This window comes from Georgenia muralis (assembly GCF_003814705.1).
GTDB classification, from domain to species: Bacteria; Actinomycetota; Actinomycetes; order Actinomycetales; family Actinomycetaceae; genus Georgenia; species Georgenia muralis.
Map to the genome: position 1 here is coordinate 3,669,732 of NZ_RKRA01000001.1, position 21,274 is coordinate 3,691,005.

Sequence of the window (21,274 nt, forward strand, 5' to 3'; positions counted from 1 at the left end):
CGGGGTCCGCGCCCTCGCGGCCGGGTCACCGGCCCTGCCGGGCGGACCTCACTCCTCGAGCGTCATGAGGACCTCGACGTGCTGGGTGGACCGGCCCCCGCCCGAGAACACCCCCCGCACCGGCGGGACGTCCCGGTACTCCCGGCCGCGCGCCACGAGCACGTGGTGCGGCCCGACGTCGATGCGGTTGGTGGGGTCGAAGCCGTACCAGTCGCCCGACCAGAACTCCACCCACGCGTGGGACTGCCCGACGGCCACCTCGCCGGTCCCGGCGCCGGCGAGCGGGTGGAGGTAGCCCGAGACGTAACGGGCGGGGATGCCCAGCGACCGCAGGGTGCCCACGGCGAGGTGGACGATGTCCTGGCACACCCCCTTGCGTGCCTCCCACGCCTCCGCGGCGCGGGTGTGGACGCCGGTGACGCCCGGTACGTACTCCATCTCCCCGCGCAGCGCCTCGCACACCGCGACGGCGCCGTCGTGGACCCCGAGCCCGGCGGCGGCGTCACGGGCGAGCTCGCACAGGTCCGGCGGGGGGCTCGTGGTGGCCGAGACCATGAGCATCTCGCTCATCCGGTCGGTCAGGGCCGGGGCGGCCAGGCTCGCCCACTCGGTGCCGTGGACCCGCTGCGGCGCCGCGTCGCGCTCGACGCGGGAGTCCGCGACGAACGTGAGGCTCTCGTGCGGGGTGAGGACCTCGACGGCGTCGACCCTCGTGCCCCAGTAGTCCCGGTACTCGCTGCGCCACGTCTCCGGGGCGACGGTGAGGGTGGACTCCACGACCCGCTGGCCGAGCATCGCGGCCGGGCGCATCCGCAGCTCGTTGTAGGACACGCGCACGGGGTGGGCGTAGGCGAAGGTGGTGCGGTGCACCACGTGCAGGCGGGTCACAGGTGCTCCCCCATCCACACGGCCGGCTCGGCCAGGAAGTAGCGGGCCCGGATGTGGTCCGACGCCTGGCTGCAGGCCACCTGGACCGCCTCCATCTCCCCGAGCAGGTTGGTCTGCAGGTCCGTCACGGGCAGGTACTCCAGGTGCGAGCGGGCCCGGCCGAGGGTGCGCCCGGCGTCCTCCCGGACACCGGGCAGGCGCACGGCCGGCTCGAGCTCGGCCAGGCACTGCTCGGCCCGGTCCAGAGCGTGGACGATCGAGCGCGGCAGGTACCGGTCGAGGAGCAGGAACTGGGCGGCCTGGACGTCCCCGACGCGGCCGCGGTAGGTCCGCAGGAACGCCTCGTACGCACCGCCGGAGCGCAGGAGGGAGACCCAGCTCGCCCCGCCCGTGCCGCTGACGGTCCGGGAGGCGACGAGGCGGGCGGTCATGTCCGCCCGCTCGAGGGACCGGCCGAGCACGAGGAACTCCCAGGTCTCGTCCCGCGAGGTCGAGGAGTCGACGATGCCCGCGACGATCGCGGCCCGTTCGCGGACCCACTGGAAGTAGTCGTAGGCGCTGCGCCCGTGGGTCATGGCGGGCAGGGCGTTCCAGGTGGTGTTGAGGCACTCCCACAGCTCGGTGGAGATCGTCTCGCGGGCCCGCCGAGCGCTCTCGCGCGCCGCGACCAGGGCGCCGGCGATGGAGCCGGGCGCGGTGCGGTCGTAGGCGAGGGTGTCCAGGAGGTGGCGCCGCCCCACGGGCTCGTCCACCGGCGGCAGCGGGAAGCCCATGATGGCCAGCACGGAGCGGGAGTGGGCGTCCTCATCGACCCAGGGGTCCTCGAGGAGGACCTGGAGCTGGACGTCGAGGAGGCGGGCGGTGTCGTCGGCGCGCTCGACGTAGCGACCGATCCAGAACAGCGACTCGGCGATCCGGCTCAGCACGGGGCCACCCCGCTCTGCTGCTGCTGCTCGCTCTGCACCCGGACGGTGTCGGCGGCGTCGGAGTCGCGGGGCACCCCGACAGGCACGACCAGCTCACCGTGCACCGGCGGCGCGGGAGGAGGTGGTGGCGTCCGGCGGTGCCCGATGACCCATGTGTCCTTCGACCCACCGCCCTGGGAGGAGTTGACCACGAGCTGGCCCTCCTGCAGGGCCACCCGCGTCAGGCCGCCGGGCAGCACCCACACGTTCTCGCCGTCGTTGACGGCGAACGGGCGCAGGTCCACGTGCCGGGGCCGCACGTGCTCGCCCGCGAGGGTGGGCACGGTGGAGAGCTGGATGACGGGCTGGGCGATCCAGCCGCGCGGGTCGGCGCGGAGCCGGTCGCGGGCCGCGTCGACCTCCTGGCGGGTGGCGGCCGGACCGATGAGGATGCCCTTGCCGCCGGATCCGTCCACGGGCTTGACCACCAGCTCCTCGAGCCGGTCGCAGACCTCCTCCAGCGCCGTCGGCTCCTCCAGGCGCCAGGTGTCGACGTTGCTGATGAGCGGCTCCTCGCCCAGGTAGTACCGGATGAGGTCCGGGACGTAGGTGTAGATGAGCTTGTCGTCGGCGACCCCGTTGCCGACGGCGTTGGCGATGGTGACGTTGCCCGCCCGCGCCACGCCCATGAGCCCGGGGCAGCCCAGGAGCGAGTCGGAGCGGAAGACGACCGGGTCGATGAAGTCGTCGTCGACCCGGCGGTAGATGACGTCCACCCGGCGCCGGCCGCCCGTCGTGCGCATGTACACGCGTCCGCCGGCGACGAAGAGGTCGCGGCCCTCGACGAGCTCGACGCCCATGGAGCGCGCGAGGAGGGAGTGCTCGTAGTAGGCGGAGTTGTACACCCCGGGGGTGAGGACGACGACGACGGGGTCGTCCACGCCGTCGGGGGCGGAGGCGATGAGCGCGTGCAGGAGCCGGCGCGGGTAGTCCGCGACCGGGCGCACCCGCAGGCTCGCGAAGAGCTCGGGGAAGGACTGCGCCATGGCGCGCCGGTTGGACAGGACGTAGCTGACCCCCGAGGGGACCCGGACGTTGTCCTCGAGCACCCGCCAGGTGTCCGCGGCGTCGCGGATGACGTCGATCCCCGCGACGTGCACGCGGACCCCGTTGGGCGGTTCGATGCCCCGTGCCGCGCGCGTGAAGTGCGCCGAGGAGACGACGGCCGAGCGCGGCAGGACGCCGTCGGCGATGACCCGCTGGCGGCCGTAGACGTCGTCGAGCAGCGCCTCGAGCGCACGGACCCGCTGCGCCACGCCGGGGGCGAGGGCGTCCCACTCGTCCGCGGTGACGACGCGCGGGACCGTGTCCAGCGGGAAGGGCCGCTCCTCGCCGCCCACGTCGAAGGTGATGCCCTGGGCGAGGTAGGACCGGGCGAGCGCGTCGGCGCGGGCCATGAGCTCGTCCGCGCTGAGCCCGCGCAGCGTGTCGTACACGTGGCGGTACGGCACCCGGACGCCGTCGGGCTCGATCATCTCGTCCCACGCCGCCCCGGCGGGATAGCCGTCGAAGAGGTCCATGGGGGACGACGTTAGTGCCGCGACGTGTCCGGCGTGTGACGGGACCGGCCGGCCGCGCGGGCCCGTCAGGCTCCCGCCCCGGCCGGGCCCCGGCCGGGCGCCGGCCGGGCGCGGCGACGCGCCCGCCGCTAGCCTGCCGGGCATGAACCCCATGCTCCGCCGTGCGCTCGGCGCCGCCGGCGACGCCGCCGCCCGCGTGCTCCAGGACTACCTTCGCCGGCCGCGGCGGGCAGGCCCGGGGCCGAGCCGCCGCCGACCGGTCCCGGGCGCCGGTCCGCGGGGGTCGTCCTCGCCGGCGGCCACCGTCGGGGAGCAGCAGGTCGAGGCGGGCTCGCGCGACACCGTCGAGTACGACGTCGCCCGGCTCGGCCTGCCGGACCTCGCCTACGCGCCGCAGGCCGACGACCAGCCCGACCCGGGCGAGGTCGTGTGGACCTGGGTGCCCTACGACGACGACCCCGACCAGGGCAAGGACCGCCCCGTGCTCGTCCTCGCGCAGGAGGGCGCCGGGCTCGTCGTGGCGCAGATGAGCTCGAAGGACCACGACCGGGACGCGGCGGACGAGGCGCGCTGGGGCCGGCGCTGGATCGACGTCGGGTCCGGCGGGTGGGACTCGCGCGGGCGGCCGTCCGAGGTCCGCCTGGACCGCCTGCTCTGGGTGGACCCGGGCGCGGTGCGCCGCGAGGGCGCCGGCCTGCCGCGCGAGCGCTACGACGCGGTCGTCGCCGCCCTGCGGGCGCTGCACGGCTGAGACGGCGCTCACCCCGGCCGGGGTGAGCAGCACCGGGGCGGGCTGCTAAGGTGTTCTCTTGGGTTGCCGCCCGGTCGGCGGTGGCCCGGCCACCGACCAACCACGAGGTGCCCCACGCCCCAGTCCCGGTCGCGGCAACTCCCTCAACGACCGATGACCGATCGCTCAGGCGAACGCAACAGAGAGTGCATACGTGGCGAACATCAAGTCCCAGAAGAAGCGCATCCTCACCAACGAGAAGGCGCGGCTGCGCAACAAGGCCGTGAAGTCCGAGCTCAAGACGTACGTGCGTCGGGTTCGCGAGGCCGTTCTCGCCGGTGACAAGGACTCGGCGTCGGAGGCCCTGCGGGCCGCCGGGCGCAAGCTCGACAAGGCTGTCAGCAAGGGCGTCATCCACGCCAACCAGGCTGCCAACCGCAAGTCGAAGCTGGCCCGCTCCGTCGAGAAGATCTGATCCTCCGCGGCCGCGTGCGGCCGCGACCGAAGGGCGCCGCTCCCCCGGGGGCGGCGCCCTTTCGTCCTTCCCCGACGGCACCGCTGCGCCGGCCGGGCCGACGCCGCACAATCCCGGTGGTCCCGGTCCCCCGGCCACCCGGCCGGGCGGTCTCACCGCACCGGCACGTCGGACGGCGTGCCGCGACCACGCGCCGCCGCAGCCACGACGGCCCGGTAGTGCCCGAGCAGCGCGTCGCCGAGGGCCTCCCACGAGCGCGGCAGGACCCGGCGGCGCCCCGCCTCGCCCATGCGTGCGCGCATCGCCGGGTCGGCGGCGAGGACCCGCACCGCCCGGGCGAGGGCGGCGTCGTCCTCCGGGGCGTAGAGGTAACCGGTCTCCCCCTCGGCGACGACGTCCAAAGGTCCACCGGCCGCCGGCGCGACCACCGGCACACCGGAGGCCATCGCCTCCTGGAGCGTCTGGTCGAAGGTCTCGTGGGTGCCGGTGTGGACGAAGACGTCCAGCGCGGCGTAGGCGTCGGCGAGCTCGTCGCCGTCGAGTCGGCCGAGGAACGTCGTGGCCGTCCCCCGCAGCTGTCGCTCGAGCGCCGGCCGTGAGGGTCCGTCGCCGACGACCACGAGCCGCACCCCGTCCGGCGCCGCCACGCCCCGGAGCCGCTCCGTGCGCTTCTCCGGGGCGAGCCGTCCCACGTAGCCCACGACGGCGGTGCCGGCCCGTGCGCCGTCGAGGACGGACGCACGCAGGGCACGCGCTGCCGGTGCCGACCGCCGCCGGGGTGGAAGGTCGTGGTGTCGACACCGCGTCCCCACAGGACGCTCCGCACCCCGGCGTTGTCGGCGAGATCGGCGAGGCTGGCGGCGGAGGGAGCGAGGGTGAGGTCGGCCTGGGAGTGCACATGACGCAGCCAGCGCCAGATCCCGGGCGCCGTCGCGGACAGGCCGTGCGTGCGCGCGAACCCGGCGACGTCGGTCTGGAACACCGCCACGGTGGGGATGCGCCGGCGTCGTGCGGCGGTGATCGCCTGGGCGCCGAGCCCGAAGGGTGAGGCGGCGTGGAGGACGTCGGGGCCGAAGCCGTCCAGGACCCCGGCCAGCTGGACGCTGGGGAGGCCCGCCCGGAACCCGCGGTAGCTGACCGCAGGCACGGCGACGACCGGGAAGCCGGCGTACCGCGGCGGCGCAGGGGCAGGGCACACGTCGACGGCCTCGTGACCGCGGGCGGCCAGGTGGTCCAGCACCCGAAGGACCGAGGTGGTCACCCCGTTGGCCGACGGCACGAAAGACTCGGTGACGATGGCGACGCGCACGGGCTCACCGTCCCCCGGCGCGGTGGCCGGCGGCCGTCGGCCGCGGGTGTGTCCGGTGTCGGGCCGGTGAACGCTTCGCGGCGGCCAGAGGTCCGCCGGTCCGCGGCGGAGCCTCAGTCCTCCAGGGTGAGGCCGCGCTTCTCCTTGAGGAGGAGCGACCCGCCGGCGGCCAGCAGGAACGCGGCGGCGAAGACGGTGAAGATCAGCCAGATCCCGCCGGACCGGTCGAGGAACGGCACGGAGAGCGGCGCGAGGATCGACGCGATCCGGCCGAACCCGGCAGCCCAGCCCGCCCCGGTCCCGCGCACGGCCGTGGGGTACATCTCCGGTGTCACGGCATAGAGCGACCCCCACGCCCCGAGGGCGAAGAAGGACATCAGGCACCCGGCCGCCACGACCCCCGCGGGGGTCGTCGCGGTGGCGAAGAGGAACGAGGCCCCGGCCGCGCCGGTGAGGAACGCCGCGAGGGTCGGCCGACGGCCCCACGCCTCGATGAGGTAGGCGGCGAGCGCATACCCGGGCAGCTGGGCCGCGGTGATGACGACCGTGTACTCGAAGGAGCGGACCATGCCCAGACCGGAGGCGACGAGGAGCGTGGGAAGCCACGTGAAGGCGCCGTAGTAGGCGAAGTTGAGGAAGAACCACACGATCCACAACCCCGCCGTCCGCACGCGCAGCGGTCGCGCCCACAGCGTCCGCAGCCGCGCCCCGACCGGGCCACCGGCCGCGGGACCCGTCGAGGCCGGTGCACCCGCCGCACCCGCCGGACCCGTCGAGGCCGGTGCACCGACCGGGCCCGCGCCCGCCGTCGCGGCCGTGGCGCTTTGGGGGAAGACGGGCCTGGCGCCCTCGAACCGGCGGACCGCGTCCTCGGCCTCGGCGACCCGGCCGCGCGACTCGAGGAACCGGACCGACTCGGGGATCGCGCGGCGCACGTAGAGGGCGTACAGGGCCGGCACCGCGCCGAGGGCCAGCGCCCAGCGCCAGCCGTCGTCGGACGCGGAGACGACGAAGTAGCCGATGAGCGCCGCGGCGAGCCAGCCCACCGCCCAGAACGCCTCGAGGATGACCACCAGACGGCCGCGGATCCTGGCGGGGGCGTACTCACTCACCAGGGTCGACGCGACGGGCAGCTCCGAGCCGAGCCCCAGACCGACGACGAGACGGAGGGCGAGGAGGGCCGCGAGCGAGGTCACCAGCGCCGACGCGCCGGTCGCGAGCCCGTAGACGAGGAGGGTCAGGGCGAAGACGTTGCGGCGGCCGACCCGGTCCGCCAGCAGACCACCGAGCGAGGCGCCCAGGGCCATCCCGACGAAGCCGATCGATCCCACGAGGCTCAGCTGGGTGGGGTTGAGGCCCCACTGCACCGACAGCGCGGCCATGACGAAGGAGATGAGTCCGACGTCCATGGCGTCCAGCGCCCACCCGATGCCCGACCCGACGAGCAGGCGCCGGTGCTCGGTCGTGAAGGGCAGCCGGTCGAGCCGCTGCGAACGGCTGAGGCCGCCGGTGTCCCGGGCGGTCGTCGCGGCCGCTTCGTCCATGAGGGTTCCCATCACGGCGGCACACGGCCACCTGCTCGTCGAGCCGCCCGGCGGGCGGCCGGGCCGGACGCCGCGGGCGCCGGTCGCCCTCCAGGTTAGACCCTGTGCGAGCACAAGGCCGCGGCCGTCCGCAGCTCGACTCCTTGGGACCGGTTCTCAGCGGTGCGCGGCCGCGATGCGCAGGACCGCCCGCTCGACGGCGAACACCGGGTCGCGGCCCAGCCCCTTGACCTCGGCGTCGGCCGCGGCGACGGCGGTGATCGCGGCGGCGAGGCCCTCGGGGGTCCAGCCGTCGAGCTCGCGGCGGGCCCGGTCGATCTGCCACGGCGCGAGTCCGAGGTCGCCCACCGAGACCCCCGTCCGGCCCCGGGTGGCGGCGACCTTGGCCAGGGTGCGCAGCTTCATGGCCAGGGCCGCGACCACCGGGACGGGGCCGGTGCCCGTGGCGACGGCGTGGCGCAGCAGGGCGACCGCCTCCCCCGCCCGTCCCGCGACGGCGGCATCGGCCACCCGGAAGCCGGTCGCCTCGACCCGCCCGCCGTAGTAGCGCAGCACGACGTCGGTGGTGACGGTGCCGGTGGTGTCGGCGACCAGCTGGGCGGTCGCAGCCCCGAGCTCGCGCAGGTCCGTCCCGACGGCCTCGACGAGCGCCTGGACGGCGTCGGGCTCGATACGCCGGCGAGCCCGGCGGAAGTCGGTGCGGACGAGGTCGGCCTTGTCGGCGTCGCGCTTGACCGGGTCGCAGGCCACCACCGGGTGCCCGGCCGCCGCGACGGCGTCGAGCAGCTTCTTCCCGCGCGTGCCCCCGCCGTGCCGCAGCACGAGCCAGACGTCGTCCGGCACCGCCCGGAGGTAGGCGAGGGCGTCGTCGAGGAACGGGTCGGACATCGACTCGAGCCCCTCGACGACGACGCACCGCCGCTCACCGAACAACGATGGGCTGGCGAGCATCTCGAGCTGCCCGCGCTCGTACGCGGCGGCCTCGACGGTGGTGACCTCCACCTGCGGGTCGGCCTCCTTCGCCAGCTCGAGGAGACGGTCCACCGCGCGGTCGGCAAGGAGCCCCTCCGTGCCGCGAACGAGCACGACAGGTGCCAGGGAGACCTGGTCCCAGGTGAGCGCGGCGGGCTTGCGACGGGTGGGGGGCACCCCCCTAGCCTGCCACCTCCGGGCGGCGCGCAGGACGGCCGTTCACCGGCACCGGGAGACGGTGGCGAGGTCCGACCCGCGGCGCACGAGCGCGATCTGTCCGCACGTGTCGGTTCGCAGCACCACCGAGCCGGTCCGCGCGTACAGCTCCAGCGCCGAGGCCGCCGGATGGCCGTAGTCGTTGTCCGCGCCGACGCTGACCACCGTCAGGCGCGGCCGCAGGACCGCGGCGAGGCCGGCGTCCTGCCGCGCCGACCCGTGGTGGGCCATCACCACGACGTCGGCGGGGTCGGCGGGCGCCTCGGTGAGCCGGCCACGCACCCCGGCCTGTCCCGCGAGCTCGACGTCACCGAGGGCCACGACGTCGGCGCCGGGTGCCGCGAGCCGCAGCACGAGGGAGAGGTCGTTGACGCCGTCGGCGCCCGGTGACCGGGCGACCGCCCCGGGGGTGGGCCACAGGACCTGCCAGTCGACCTCTCCCGCCCGGCCCCGGTCCGGCGGCCCGCCGGCCGGGCTCCCGGGTGCCTCGTCCGCCGGCGCCGGGACCTCACCCGCGACCGGGCGGGACACGGGCACGGCCGCGTCGGCCAGCTGGGTGAGTGTCTCGCGCACGCCGGGGGCCGGCTCGGGGCCCGGCCCGAGGACCGCCGCAGTGACCTCGGCGGCGGCGAGCACCTCCGCCAGACCGCCGACGTGGTCCGCGTGCGCGTGGGTGAGGACGAGCAGGTCCACCCGGCCGACGTCCGCGTCGCCGAGGCAGTCCCCCGCGCCGCCGCCGTCCGGCCCGGTGTCGACCATGACGGCAGCGTCCGCGTCCGAGCGCAGGAGGAACGCCGCACCCTGGCCGACGTCGCACTGGATCGCCACCCAGCCGCGCGGGGGCCACCCGTCCGGCAGGGCGGCGACGAGGTGGTCGCGCCAGGGCAGGACCAGCAGCGCCGGCAGCACGACCGCGGCGACCACCGCCGGGCGCAGCCAGGTCGCGCGCGGGCCGGCCCGCGCGAGCACGCCGACCACGGCCGCCGTCGCGACGGCCAGCGTGAGCACGCCCGGCACACCGTCCGGCCACGGGACCTGTGCGGCGGGCAGGTCGGCGAAGGTCTGCGCGACGGTGGCGATCCACCAGGTGAAGGCCGCCGCTCCCGTGACGAGGACGCTCGCGGCGGCGGGCCACACCGGACCCAGGAGCGTGGCCGCCACCCCGAGCACGGTGGCCGGCGGCACCGCCGCGGCGGCAAGGAGGTTGGCCGGGACCGCGTAGACGGCGAGCGCCGGCGTGAGCAGGACGACAACCGGTCCGCAGGCCGCCTGGGCCGCGGCGGGCACCGCGATGCCCACGGCCAGCCAGCGCGGCACCACGTGGCTCAGCCACGCCGCCCACGGCCGGGCCAGCAGGACGACGCCGCCGGTGGCGAGGACCGACAGGGCGAAGCCGTACTCCCGCGCCAGCCAGGGGTCGAGCAGGACGAGCCCCACGACGGCGGCCGCGAGCGCGGGCAGCGCCCGCGACGGGCGTCCGAGCAGCAGCGCGACCAGGACGACCGCTCCCATCGCCGCTGAGCGCAGGACGCTCGCCTCGGGCCGCACGAGCAGCACGAACGCCACCAGGGCGAGAGCCCCGACGACCGCACGGCCCCGGCGCGGCAGCCACGCGGTCGCCCCGAGCACCGCGCCGAGGAGGATGGCGACGTGCGCGCCCGAGACGGCGGTGAGGTGGGTCAGGCCGGTGGCGCGCATGTCCTCCGCCAGCTCGGTGGGCAGTGCACGGTCGTCCCCGACCGCGATGCCTGGCACGAGGCCTCTGGCCTGCGGGGACAGGCCCGCCGTCGCCGAACGCAGCTCGCCCCGCATCGCGTTGACCACGCGCAGCGACGCCGGGGGTGGGCCCAAAACCTCGGGCGGGTCGCCGGTCAGCAGGAGCGCGGCCGCCCGTTCGCCCGGTTCGGTGGCGGCCAGGGTGGCGCGTACGCGCACGCGCTCGCCCAGGGTGACCTCGCCCCACGCGGGTGGTCCCAGGAGCACCACGGGCACCGCCGTGCGGGAGCGCTCCCCTCGACCGGCGACGCTCTCCAGGTCGAGGTGCACCCGGACCCGGGGCGCCGCCTCCCACTCACGGGCACGCCCGAGGGCCTCCGGCTCGGTCGCCACCCTGGCGGTGACGACGACCGACGCGCCGCGGGAGGTGAGGTCGGCGAGGTGGCCGCCCTGGCGGTGGTGGAGCTGGGCCGCGGTGCTCAGGAGCACCGCCGCGACCACGCCCGCCGCGAGCAGGGTCGCCGCCGCCGGCGCCGTCAGCGCGCTGGCCCGGTGCCGGGCACCGGCGGGCCGCCCGCGCCGGGTGGCGATGATCACCGCGCCGGCCGCGGCGGCGAGCCCGAGCGCCGCGGCCGCCCCGAGGGCGACGGCGTCCACCGGCCGGGCCACGGCCACCCATGCGGCCAGCCACGCCCCGGCGGCGGGCGGGACCGACCGGGCGTCGACGGTGCGGACGTCCTGCGCGCTGCGCGGCACGGGCGGGCCGCTCACACGGTCACCAGTCCCCGCAGCCGCTCCATGGTCGTCGGGCCGATGCCGGAGACCGCGTCGAGGTCGTCGACGGAGCCGAACGCCCCGTTGGCCTCGCGCCACTGGAGGATCCGCTCGGCGAGGGCGGGGCCGATGCCGGGCAGGGCGTCGAGGTCGGCGGCAGTGGCCGTGTTGAGGTCGATCGGCGAGGGGGGCGCCGGCGCGCCGGCACCGGCAGCGGCCCCCGTGCCGGAGGAGAGTCCGGGGACCGGGCCGGCCTGGCTGCCGGGCACGCCCTGCCCCTGCACGGGCACGAACACCTGCTCGCCGTCGACGAGCGGACGCGCAAGGTTGACGGCGGCGAGCTCCGCGTCCGGGGACGCCCCACCGGCAGCCTCCACCGCCTCTCCCACGCGTGAGCCGGAGGGCAGCTCGACCACGCCCGGTCGGGCCACGGCGCCCGCCACGTGGACGACGAGGGGTGCACCCGTGGTCGTGCCGTCCGGTGCGTCGGCCTCCCGTGTCGAGCCCTCGCCCGGCACATCGACAGCGCCGTCGTCGTCACCCGACGCACCTGGGCCGTCGTCGCGCGGCGCGCTGTCCCCGTCGATGTCCGCCGCTTCGCCCGTCGGCACGGACGAGGCCGCCCCGTCCACCGGTGGGAGCGGGACGGGGTCGCCGGGGCGGCCGGCCCACGCCCACGCGGCCACGGCGAGGGCAGCCACGAGGACGACGACCCCCGCCGCGACCGTCGACCGGACCGACGGTGCCCACCGCCAGCGGCTCCGGCGGTGGTCGGTCTCCGGGTCCACCTCGAGGTGCCCGGCCGTCGCCGTGTAGGCGGCCCGGGTGAGCCGGTGCAGGTGCTCCCCGCGGGCACGGTCCATGACGACGATGCTCCGACCCCGGCCGGCCACCGAGCGCGACGCTGCGGGGTCGGTGTGCACGGAGCCAACGTGCGGGCCGTTGTGGAGGGCCGGGCACAGCGCCGGACCCGCCGTTCGGGGACGACGGGTCCGGCTGTGGGTGGCCCGCGGTCGCCGGGCTCAACGTGTGGCTAGGGTGCGAAGTCGTCCCGCCCGCCACCGAAGGCGTCCTTGGCGAGAACCTGCGTGACCTCGTCGCCGCAGTCGGTCACGAACGCCTCGTTGTACTGGTCGCCGCTGTAGGCGACTGTCCAGTAGTAGGTGCCGCTCACGGTGACACTCACCCCGGTGGCGGTGGCGGCCGTCGTGCCGGACACGTCGACCACCTCGTCGGAGCCGACCTGGACGGCGCACATGGCGTCACTGAACAGGCTGAACGTCGCCGTGGCGTCGGCGGCATCCGGCGCATCTGCACGCAGACCTGTGATGGTGAGGCTGTCGTGGAGCACCCAGGTCTGGACGGTGGTGCCGTCCGGCTGGGCCTTCGTGTCGTCGTTGGTGATGGTGCAGGTGACCGTCTCACCGTTGCCGATGACCAGGTCGCCGCAGTCGAGCGCCGCGTTGAGGTCGTTGGTGTAGCTGGTGGTGTACCCGGCGAAGGCGTCCTCGACCACGGAGTAGCTCCCGGCGTCGACGCTGTGCGAGTTGGAGGCGTCGATCTCGAAGAAGGTCGAGCTCCCGCCGTTCACCTGGTAGCTGAAGTCGGTGACGACCGCGGTGCCGCCGTTGTCGTTGACGACGACCTTCTCGACGACGAGGGTCGCGGGCTGGTCGTCGTTGGTGATGGTGCACGTGACGGAGCCGCCGGCCGGGACCGTGAGGTCGGTGCAGTCGGTCGCCGCGTTCTCGGAGTTGGTGTAGGAGGTGTCGTACCCGGTGACGGGCAGGTTCGCCTCGGTCACTGAATAGGTGCCCGCGTCGAGGGTGATGCTGTTCGACCCGGCGAGCGGGTCACCCACGACGGGCGTGAAGGCCGTGGCGGTCCCGCCGTCGACCTGGAAAGAGAAGTCGTCGGCCTCGAGAAGCCCGCCGTCATCGTTGACGACCTCCTTCTCGACGACGAGGGTGCCCTGCTGGAGCTCGTTGACGATGGTGCAGGCGACGGTCTCACCCGCCGTGACGGTGAAGTCGTTCCCGCCGGGGTAGACGTCGATCTCATCACCCGTGACATCCGGATCGGGGTCGCACGTGATCGAGGCTAGGTCGTACGCGCCCGCGCTGATGATTTCGGAGAGCGTGTAGTCGGTGCCCGCGATGAGGTCGATGACGGTGTCCGAGTCGCCGTCGGCCGTGAGGGTGCCGCCGGCCTGGGACTCGTCCGTCGTGGCGTCGGCGTCGTCGTAGAAGACGTTGCCCCCGCCGCTGCGCTCCAGCGTCCAGTCGAACGTGCCGGTGCCGCCCGTCGGGTCGGTGACCTTGGTGATGGTGACGGCGCCACAGTTGGTGATCGTGAGGTAGTCGGCGACGTCGGCCAGGACGGTGTCCTTGTAGTCGGCCGTGTCGGAGTTGCCGGTCACGGTGCCGGGGATGACGTTGCCGATGGTCAGGCAGGAGTCCGGGGCGTTGGTGAAGACGGTGTCGGTGAGGTTGATCGCAGCCTCGCCGTAGAACTTGTCGCCACTGACCGCGGCGTACGCGCTGGGTGCGAGCACCGCAGTGCCCTCGTCGAGAACCAGGCCCTCGCCGAAGTCGAAGACGCCGTCGCCGTCGAGGTCACCGTTCGGGTCGGCGGACCAGGTGCGCAGGATGATGTTGATGGTCTGGCCGGCCTGGTCCCAGACGATGATGAAGTCGCCCGGCTGGCGCCGCTCCCACGGGTTGCAGGAAGCGATGAGATCGGCCGTCGGCAGGGCGTAGTCGCAGTCTTCCGGCTCCGGCTCCTGCTGGAACTCGTACATGATGACGCCGGTGCCCCTGTTGGAGTCGCGCTCCCAGGCGAAGTAGAGCCACGTGTCGGTCCCGGAGGTCTCGGTGTCGAGCCAGACGTTGCGCAGATCCACCTGCGCGTTCGGGTTCGTCGTGCCCAGCATGGGCGGCGCGGCGGAGTGGATCACGCCGAGCTTGGTGGTGTTGGAGTTCAGGGGGCCGAGCTCCTGGGCGTTGCCGAACCCGTCCTCGAAGAGGAAGGCGTCGGCGTCGGGCACGTCGCCGTCGATGTCGAACGGGTTGACGGACACGGCCTGGGACGCGGTGATGGCGCCCAGGCCGAGGAAGGTGAGAGCCACCGTTGTACAGACAGCGAGGAAGCGCCTGTGTCGCGACGTGCGTTGGCGCATGATGGAGTCCCTTCTCGAGGCGCTACTGACGGCGCCGATTTCCCGTGGTCGAACGCGCGACGCGGGAACCTCCTGCCCTTCTGAGCCGCGTCGTGCGGGCGGTGCGCCCCGGTCGAACTCCGTGGGTCCGGGCCTGGGTCGTCCCACCAGCCGGTCCCCCCTGGTGCGACCGTAGGGCGGGCATGACCGGCCGCGACATCGGCAACTCACCCGATTCCTCACCCTCTGATCGCCCTACGCCCTCCCTAGGGTGAAGACCTGATGTCCGCGGGCTTTCCCCCCGGGTTCATCCCCACGGGGTGTGTCACCCGCTGGCGGCGCGGCCTAGCATGTCGCCATGGCGAGCGTCGTGGGGGCGCACGCCCGTGCTGTCGTGCTGGCGTCGGGGGACGACCTACGGCGAGAGCTGGGGCGGATTCTCGCGCGCCTGGACCTGGAGCTGGTGTGCGCGTCGTCGGCGACCGAGGTCATGCGCCTCCGGGGCGACGCTCCCGCCGTAGCCGTGCTGGAGGTGGAGGCCGGTGCGTTCATGGTGTGCCGGCACCTCCACGACCGGTTCGGGGAGTCGCTCCCCGTCCTCATGGTCTCGGCCACCCGGACCGAGCCCCAGGACCGCGTGGCGGGGTTCCTCGTGGGCGCCGACGACTACCTCGCCGTGCCCTTCGACGCCGATGAGGCGCTGTGCCGGGTGCGCCGGTCCCTCATGCGTGACGCCCGACGGTCGGTCTCCTCCCCAGCCCTCGCGGCGCTGACGGACCGGGAGGCCGAGGTGCTCGACCTGCTCGTGGCGGGGTACACGCAGAAGCAGATCGCCACCCGTCTGGACATCTCCGGCAAGACGGTGGGCACCCACATCCAGCACCTCCTGACCAAGCTGGACCTCCACAGCAGGACGGACGCCATCGCGCTGGCGATCCGGGCGGGGCTGAGCCCGCAGGGCCCCGGGACCGGGCGGCAGGGGATCGTCTCGCTCAGCGCTTGAGGCGTGGAAGGATCGCGGTCATGGCCGACGACCTGACCACCGCCGATCTCGCCAAGCTCAAGGCCGACGCCGCCCAGGCCGCCGCGGAGGCGGCCCAGGCACGGGCGACCGCCGCACAGGCGGCGCTCGACGCCGCGCTCGCCGCGGCCGGGCACGCGTCGGCGGGCTCACCGGGCGCGGCCCAGGCCCCGGCCCCGACCACGGCTGACGTGCCGGGGTCCGAGGCCCCCGCGCCGCAGCCCGAGGCGGCCGCCACGACGCCCGCGCCGGACGGCGCCGCCGGGCACTCGCCCGACCTGGTCGGCTACGCCGCCGAGGTGGCCGCCGGCTACACCTTCGAGGGCCCCACGCTCGCGGTCGGTGCGCTGGTCACGGAGGACGGTGCCGTCCCCGGTGCACAGGTGCGCCTGCCGCTGGGCATGCTCAACCGCCACGGCCTGGTCGCCGGCGCCACCGGGACCGGCAAGACCCGCACCCTCCAGGTGCTGGGCGAGGGCCTCTCCGACGCCGGCGTGCCGGTCTTCCTCACCGACATCAAGGGCGACCTCTCCGGCGTTCTCGAGCCCGGCCAGGAGAGCGAGAAGCTCCTCGAGCGCACCCGCGGCATCGGCCAGGACTGGTCCCCGACGTCCTACCCGGTCGAGCTGCTCTCCCTCGGCGGGGTCGGCCGGGGCGTGCCGATCCGCACGACGGTGACCGACTTCGGGCCTCTCCTCCTCGCGAAGGTCCTGGGCCTGAACGACACGCAGGAGTCCAGCCTGCAGCTGATCTTCCACTGGGCCGACACCCAGGGCCTGGCCCTGCTCGACCTCAAGGACCTCCGCTCGACCGTCGCCTACCTCACGAGCGACGAGGGCAAGCCCGAGCTGCGCGAGATCGGCGGGATCTCCTCCGCCACCGCGGGCGTCATCCTCCGCGAGATCTCCGCGCTCCAGGCGCAGGGCGCCGACGTCTTCTTCGGCGAACCGGCCTTCGACACCGCCGACCTGCTCCGCACCGCGGCCGACGGCCGCGGCGTCGTCTCGGCCCTGCAGCTGCCCGACCTGCAGGACCGGCCCGGTCTCTTCTCCACCTTCGTCATGTGGCTCCTGGCGGACCTCTTCGGCTCCCTGCCGGAGGTCGGTGACCTCGACCGCCCGCGGCTGGTGTTCTTCTTCGACGAGGCGCACCTGCTCTTCGCCGACGCCTCGGCCGAGTTCCTCAAGCAGGTCACCCAGACGGTCCGGCTCATCCGGTCCAAGGGCGTGGGGATCTTCTTCGTCACGCAGACGCCCAAGGACATCCCCGAGGACGTCCTGGCCCAGCTCGGTGCCCGGGTCCAGCACGCCCTGCGGGCCTTCACGCCCAAGGACGCCGACGCCCTACGCGCCACCGCGCGCACCTTCCCCACCTCCCCCTACGACCTCGAGGAGCTCCTCACGACGCTGGGCACCGGCGAGGCGGTCGTGACGGTCCTGTCCGAGAAGGGGGCGCCGACCCCGGTGGCGGCCACCCGCCTGCGCGCGCCCCGCGCCTCGATGGAGCCGGCCACGACCGCGGCGATGGAGTCCGCGGTGGCCGCGTCACCCCTGCTGGCGCGGTACGGCGCCGCGGTGGACAACGAGTCCGCCCACGAGCTCCTCGCCGCCCGCGTGGCGCAGCAGGAGGCCGCCGCGCAGGCCGCCGCCACCTGGGCGGAGGCGGTCCGCCTCGCCGCGGAGCAGCGCAGGGAGACCGAGCGCGCGGCGAAGGAACGCGACCGGGAGCTGGCGAAGCTGCAGGCGGAGATCGAGCGCGAGGAGAAGAAGGCCCGGGACGCCGCCGAGCGCGCCGCCCGGCGTCGCGGCAGCGCCTTCGACTCCTTCCTCCGCTCGGCCGGCACGCAGCTGGGCCGGGAGATCACCCGGTCGATCCTGGGCACGCGCCGCCGCTGACACGGCCCACAGTCCGTGCCGCACGGTCGCGGCGGCCCGCTCCGGTCAGCCGCGCCGGTACACGACGTCGGTGACGAGCTGGCGCCGCTCCCCCGGGGCGAGCGCGAGCTCGTCCGCCTGGTCGGCGCGGTTGAGGGCGTCGGTGAGCAGCTGGCACGGCTCGACGGCGATCGAGCCGCGCGGGTCACGCTCGAGCGCGTCACCGGTGAACACGTGGACCACGCGGGCCTGGAAGGGCTCCTGCTCCACGGTGAGCGTGTCGCCCGTGCGCGGCGAGCGCACGACCGTGGCCACGACGCCGTCGTCGTCGGGCACGAGGTTGGTGAAGGCGTCGTCGAGGGCCGTCTGGCCCAGGGGCGCGAACCGCACGGGCGCTGCCGTCCCGGCGTAGGCCTGCTCCCCCGCGAGCGGGATGCGGGCGGCGTCGGTGAGGACCCGGGCGCGCGCCGGGACGCTCAGCTCGAGCTCGTCGACGCTGGCGTGCCCGGGCAGGCGCAGGTACGGGTGCCAGCCCAGGGCCACCGGCGCGGCGGTGTCGCCGAGGTTCCGCGCGACCAGCTCCAGGCCGAGCCGGGCCTCGCCGAACGAGCCGATGCCCAGGGAGTAGGTGGCGGTGACCTCGACGGTGAACGGGTACCCGGGGTTGAGGTCGGGGGTGATCGTCGCGGTCAGGCGCAGGGTCCGGTCGGAGTCCGTCGCCCCGGCGGCGGCGCGGCGCCAGGGGACGTCGGTGAGGAGTCCGTGCAGGGCCTCGCGGGTGCCGTCAACGTCGGCCCCGAGGTCGTGGGAGGTCCCGGCGAAGGTGTACCGGGCGTCGCGGACCCGGTTGGACCACGGGGCCAGGACGACGCCGCGGTAGCCGTCACGCTCGGCGAGCTCGGCGGCGCTGCGGTAGCCGTCGTGCAGGTCGACCGGGGCGCCGTCCGGGCCGGGGACCTGCCAGCGCAGGAGGGTCGCGCCCGTCTCCGCGACCTCCAGGAGCGCACCGTCGGGGTGGGTGAGCACCCAGGTGGTCTGCCCGTCGAGGTCCCCGCGGGTCACCGCGGCGCGGGTGACGGAACTGGTCTCCATGCTTGCTCCTGCTCTCGTTCGTCGTCTGGCCCTCAGCATGACCGATCGGCGCCGCTCACGCCGGGGTGTCCACGTCGCGGCCCAGCTCGTGGGCGAACCGCTCGAGGGCGTCGGGGCCGACGATGTCCCCGGGTAGGAGCGGTACCTGGACGATCGGAACCCTCGGGAGCGCCGCACGCACCTCGGCGAGGTAGGCCTGTTCCTGCACCCGTCGGGCGGCCAGGAGCTCGCCGGCGTCGGCGGGCGAGCGCTTGTTGACCACGAGTGCGCCCACCTGCACACCGGCACGGGAGAGCTGGGCGTGCAGCTCGATGGTCTCCAGGACCGGGAGCCGCTCGGCGGCCAGGACGATGACGAAGGTCGTCCGCCCGGCGTCGAGGAGGACCTCGCGCAGGTGCTCGAAACGCCGGCGGCGGTGCAGGAGGATGCGGCGGATCTCGTGGTCCCGGGCCGCGCGCGGGTCCTCCCGTCCCATCAGCCCGGCGGGGTCGTCCTCCAGCCGGCGCAGCGCTGCGCCGAACCGCTCGGCGCGGTGCTGGCGCCGCAGGAGCCCGTCCGTCCATGCCCCCATGGTCTCGGGCAGGGTCATGAGCCGGGCGGTGTGCCCGGACGGTGCGGTGTCGAAGACGATGAGGTCGTACTGCGCCGGTCCGGACTCGACGGTGTCGGCGATCCGCTCGAGGATCGCGGCCTCGTGCGTCCCGGGTGCGTCGCGGGCGAGCTCGAGGTGCTTGTCCACCTCGCCGGCGAGGTGCTCGGGCATGAGCCGTCGGACGGTGGCCCCGACGACGGCGAGGTGGGCGTCGGTCGTCCGCGCCGGGTCGATCTCCAGCCCGTCGAGCCGCTCGGCGAGGCCGGTGACCCGGTCACCGACGTCACGGCGCCAGAGGTGGCCGAGGTTGTGGGCGGGGTCGGTGGAGACGACAAGCACCCGTCGCCCCGCCTGCGCCTGTGCGAGGGCGACGGCGGAGGCGACGGCCGTCTTGCCGACCCCGCCCTTGCCGCCGACGAAGAGGACCCGGGAGCGGGCGGCGAGCTCTAGCAGCATGAGATGTGCTCCAGGGGCGAGCGGTCAAGCCCCATCCGCCGGTGCCAGTCGTGGAAGCGGTCGTAGACGGCCGGCAGGAGCTCGACGGTGTAGTAGCTCACGGGGTTGGGCACCCCGAGGGCCTCGGCGAGGACCATCATGAGGAAGAGGTCCTCCTCGTCGCGCCGGGCCCGGGCGAACGTGGACCGGTAGGGCGCCACGTAGAGCTCGCGCAGACCCGCCGCCAGGCGGGTCCGCGCGAGCTCGAACGTCTCGCGGGTGGTCACGGTGGTCAGTGCCGGGCCGACTCCGCGACGGCCTCCTCCGCGGGGGCGCGCCGGGCGGCGGCCATCGCCAGGCCGGCCTCGACGATGACCCACAGGGCAGCGACGAGGATGACCAGGTCCATCCCGAGCAGGAGCCAGTTGCCGGCCGCGTAGAACGTCCCGATCTGGACAACGAGCGCGAAGACCGACATCGACAGCACGAACACCAGCGGGACGAGCACCGGGAGCACCGGGCGTCCCTTGCGCAGCAGCATCACGGCCACGATCGAGAGCGTCAGGCCGGCGAGCAGCTGGTTGGTGGTGCCGAACAGCGGCCAGATGACCATGCCGCCGGAGCCGTCGGCACCGGCGCCGAACGCCAGTCCGAGAGCGACGACGAGGACGACGACGGTGCTCACGCCCTTGCCGATGCGGATACCGGCGAGCTCGGCGGCCTCCTGGACGACGAAGCGCTGCAGGCGCACCCCGGTGTCCATGGTGGTCGCCGCGAAGAGAACGGCCATGGTCGCCAGGATGGTGGCGCTGAGGGAGACAGGGATACCCAGCCCGGCGTTGATGATCGACCCGCCGCCGGTGACGAACGCGGCGACGCCGCCGGAGTTGAACGCGCTGTAAACGGCCTCCCAGTCCGCAAGGGTGCGGAAGCCGGCTGTGGTGGCGATGATCGCACCGAGCGCCAGCAGGCCCTCGCCGACGGCACCGAAGTAGCCGACGAACCGGGCGTCGGTCTCCTTGTCGAGCTGCTTGGAGGAGGTGCCCGAGGAGACCATGCCGTGGAATCCGGAGATGGCGCCGCACGCGATGGTGACGAAGAGGAGCGGGACGATGTTCGGGGTGCCCTCGGGCAGGTTGGTGTTCAGGGCCGGCGCGACGACGGTCGGGGCGGACACGAGCACCGCGCCGTAGAGGATGCCCAGGCCGATGAAGAGCTGCAGGCCGTTGATGTAGTCGCGCGGCTGCAGCAGGAGCCAGACCGGCAGGACGGAGGCGATGCCCGCGTAGACGAACAGCACGAGGATCCAGAAGGAGTTGTCCGACAGGCCGAGGATCGTCTCGGGCAGGACGACGGGCACACGGTCCCCGACGAGGATGAGGGCGTACAGGGCCACCACGCCCAGGACGGAGACCACGGGCAGGCTCACCCTGAACCGGTACATGGCCTGGCCGACGGCGAGGGCCACGAGGATCGCACCCCAGGTGGGGATGACAGCGGTCGGGGTGGAGACGAGAAGGTTAGAGATGACGACGGCAAACGCCGCGTTGACCATGAGCAGCAGCAGGAAGATCACGACGAGGAAGAGGTTGCGCCCGCGCGGACCGATGTAGTTGCCCGAGAGGCTGCCCATGGAGCGGCCCTTGTTGCGCACCGACGCCCACAGGGCGCCCAGGTCGTGCATCCCGGCGAAGAAGACGGTGCCGATCGTCACCCACAGGAAGGCCGGCAGCCAGCCCCAGATGACGGCCACGGCGGGGCCCACGATCGGGGCCGCGCCCGCGACCGACGTGAAGTGGTGCCCCCACAGCACGTACTTGTTGGTCGGGACGAAGTCGACGCCGTCGCGATGCTCGTGAGCGGGGGTCGCGAATGCCGGCTTGAGCCGGTACACGCGTCGGGCGAGGAACTTCGAGTACAGCGCATAGCCGGTGATCATCATGGCGACCCCGATGAGGGCCAGCACCACGGAATTCATGTCGCTCCGATCTGTC

General features: G+C 74.4%; 16 protein-coding genes and 1 pseudogene. 4 read left to right on the top strand and 13 right to left on the bottom strand.

Going from position 1 to position 21,274, the window contains the following annotated elements; translation table 11 throughout:
• Positions 1–48: 48 nt before the first annotated feature.
• Genes EDD32_RS16585 through EDD32_RS16595 form a run of 3 tightly spaced genes read right to left on the bottom strand, consistent with a single transcriptional unit; the run spans position 49 to position 3,373 of the window.
• Complete coding sequence (locus EDD32_RS16585) at positions 49–888, bottom strand: transglutaminase family protein (protein WP_123919260.1); 840 nt, start codon at positions 886–888, stop codon at positions 49–51.
• Positions 885–1,814, bottom strand: coding sequence for an alpha-E domain-containing protein (locus EDD32_RS16590; RefSeq protein ID WP_123919262.1), 930 nt, complete (start codon positions 1,812–1,814; stop codon positions 885–887). Before EDD32_RS16590 ends, EDD32_RS16585 begins: the two co-directional genes overlap by 4 nt.
• Positions 1,808–3,373 carry a circularly permuted type 2 ATP-grasp protein gene (locus EDD32_RS16595; RefSeq protein WP_123919264.1) on the bottom strand — a complete coding sequence of 522 codons (1,566 nt, stop codon included), beginning with the start codon at positions 3,371–3,373 and terminating at the stop codon, positions 1,808–1,810. The genes EDD32_RS16590 and EDD32_RS16595 overlap by 7 nt, the downstream gene beginning before the upstream one ends.
• A gap of 142 nt (positions 3,374–3,515) precedes the next feature.
• Between EDD32_RS16595 and EDD32_RS16600 the strand changes: the two genes are divergently transcribed.
• Together EDD32_RS16600 and rpsT are read left to right on the top strand one after the other, a co-directional pair.
• Positions 3,516–4,124 carry a type II toxin-antitoxin system PemK/MazF family toxin gene (locus EDD32_RS16600; RefSeq protein ID WP_123919266.1) on the top strand — a complete coding sequence of 203 codons (609 nt, stop codon included), beginning with the start codon at positions 3,516–3,518 and terminating at the stop codon, positions 4,122–4,124.
• Positions 4,125–4,317: 193 nt separating this feature from the next.
• Entirely contained in the window at positions 4,318–4,578 is a 261-nt protein-coding gene (gene rpsT / locus EDD32_RS16605; protein WP_123919268.1) for a 30S ribosomal protein S20, read from the top strand.
• A gap of 152 nt (positions 4,579–4,730) precedes the next feature.
• Here the strand turns inward: rpsT and EDD32_RS20160 are convergent.
• The 6 genes and pseudogenes from EDD32_RS20160 to EDD32_RS16635 form a co-directional block, all read right to left on the bottom strand.
• Positions 4,731–5,887 (bottom strand): annotated as a pseudogene (locus tag EDD32_RS20160) (glycosyltransferase family 4 protein).
• Between the two features lie 113 nt (positions 5,888–6,000).
• Positions 6,001–7,431 (bottom strand): MFS transporter, encoded by a 1,431-nt coding sequence (locus tag EDD32_RS16615; protein ID WP_123919270.1) that lies wholly within the window; start codon positions 7,429–7,431, stop codon positions 6,001–6,003.
• A gap of 156 nt (positions 7,432–7,587) precedes the next feature.
• Positions 7,588–8,580: a DNA polymerase III subunit delta gene (gene holA / locus EDD32_RS16620; RefSeq protein WP_246006188.1), complete on the bottom strand. Its 993-nt coding sequence runs from the start codon at positions 8,578–8,580 to the stop codon at positions 7,588–7,590.
• A 42-nt stretch (positions 8,581–8,622) separates the two neighbouring features.
• A complete protein-coding gene (locus EDD32_RS16625) occupies positions 8,623–11,106 on the bottom strand; it encodes a ComEC/Rec2 family competence protein (RefSeq protein WP_246006189.1) in 2,484 nt (827 codons plus the stop codon).
• The gene (locus EDD32_RS16630; protein WP_123919272.1) at positions 11,103–12,032 is read right to left on the bottom strand and encodes a ComEA family DNA-binding protein; all 930 of its coding nucleotides are present in this window, start codon (positions 12,030–12,032) and stop codon (positions 11,103–11,105) included. The genes EDD32_RS16625 and EDD32_RS16630 overlap by 4 nt, the downstream gene beginning before the upstream one ends.
• A 110-nt stretch (positions 12,033–12,142) precedes the next feature.
• Positions 12,143–14,287 (bottom strand): hypothetical protein, encoded by a 2,145-nt coding sequence (locus EDD32_RS16635; RefSeq protein ID WP_170175334.1) that lies wholly within the window; start codon positions 14,285–14,287, stop codon positions 12,143–12,145.
• Between the two features lie 337 nt (positions 14,288–14,624).
• On the opposite strand from EDD32_RS16635, the gene EDD32_RS19850 reads away from it, so the two are divergent.
• Both EDD32_RS19850 and EDD32_RS16645 read left to right on the top strand, forming a co-directional pair.
• On the top strand, positions 14,625–15,269 hold the full coding sequence (locus EDD32_RS19850; protein WP_123919276.1) for a response regulator transcription factor: 645 nt from the start codon (positions 14,625–14,627) through the stop codon (positions 15,267–15,269).
• Between the two features lie 20 nt (positions 15,270–15,289).
• Positions 15,290–17,182: a helicase HerA-like domain-containing protein gene (locus tag EDD32_RS16645; RefSeq protein WP_123919278.1), complete on the top strand. Its 1,893-nt coding sequence runs from the start codon at positions 15,290–15,292 to the stop codon at positions 17,180–17,182.
• Between the two features lie 45 nt (positions 17,183–17,227).
• Here EDD32_RS16645 and EDD32_RS16650 read toward each other — a convergent pair whose 3' ends face one another.
• From EDD32_RS16650 to EDD32_RS16665, 4 genes are read right to left on the bottom strand one after another with little or no spacing between them, the layout of a single operon-like run.
• Positions 17,228–18,253 carry an aldose 1-epimerase gene (locus EDD32_RS16650; RefSeq protein WP_170175335.1) on the bottom strand — a complete coding sequence of 342 codons (1,026 nt, stop codon included), beginning with the start codon at positions 18,251–18,253 and terminating at the stop codon, positions 17,228–17,230.
• A gap of 55 nt (positions 18,254–18,308) precedes the next feature.
• Entirely contained in the window at positions 18,309–19,301 is a 993-nt protein-coding gene (locus EDD32_RS16655; protein WP_123919282.1) for an ArsA family ATPase, read from the bottom strand.
• A complete protein-coding gene (locus EDD32_RS16660) occupies positions 19,292–19,567 on the bottom strand; it encodes a cory-CC-star protein (protein ID WP_123919284.1) in 276 nt (91 codons plus the stop codon). The genes EDD32_RS16655 and EDD32_RS16660 overlap by 10 nt, the downstream gene beginning before the upstream one ends.
• Positions 19,568–19,572: 5 nt before the next feature.
• The gene (locus EDD32_RS16665; RefSeq protein WP_123919286.1) at positions 19,573–21,258 is read right to left on the bottom strand and encodes a carbon starvation CstA family protein; all 1,686 of its coding nucleotides are present in this window, start codon (positions 21,256–21,258) and stop codon (positions 19,573–19,575) included.
• Positions 21,259–21,274 lie beyond the last annotated feature (16 nt).

What these genes read in the sequence shown, in the direction of transcription:
- EDD32_RS19850 (WP_123919276.1), top strand. Translation starts at nt 14,625, where the DNA reads ATGGCGAGCGTCGTGGGGGCGCACGCCCGTGCTGTCGTGCTGGCGTCG.
- EDD32_RS16635 (WP_170175334.1), bottom strand. Translation starts at nt 14,287, where the DNA reads ATGCGCCAACGCACGTCGCGACACAGGCGCTTCCTCGCTGTCTGTACA.
- EDD32_RS16600 (WP_123919266.1), top strand. Translation starts at nt 3,516, where the DNA reads ATGAACCCCATGCTCCGCCGTGCGCTCGGCGCCGCCGGCGACGCCGCC.
- EDD32_RS16615 (WP_123919270.1), bottom strand. Translation starts at nt 7,431, where the DNA reads ATGGACGAAGCGGCCGCGACGACCGCCCGGGACACCGGCGGCCTCAGC.
- EDD32_RS16645 (WP_123919278.1), top strand. Translation starts at nt 15,290, where the DNA reads ATGGCCGACGACCTGACCACCGCCGATCTCGCCAAGCTCAAGGCCGAC.
- EDD32_RS16665 (WP_123919286.1), bottom strand. Translation starts at nt 21,258, where the DNA reads ATGAATTCCGTGGTGCTGGCCCTCATCGGGGTCGCCATGATGATCACC.
- EDD32_RS16655 (WP_123919282.1), bottom strand. Translation starts at nt 19,301, where the DNA reads ATGCTGCTAGAGCTCGCCGCCCGCTCCCGGGTCCTCTTCGTCGGCGGC.
- EDD32_RS16650 (WP_170175335.1), bottom strand. Translation starts at nt 18,253, where the DNA reads ATGGAGACCAGTTCCGTCACCCGCGCCGCGGTGACCCGCGGGGACCTC.
- EDD32_RS16595 (WP_123919264.1), bottom strand. Translation starts at nt 3,373, where the DNA reads ATGGACCTCTTCGACGGCTATCCCGCCGGGGCGGCGTGGGACGAGATG.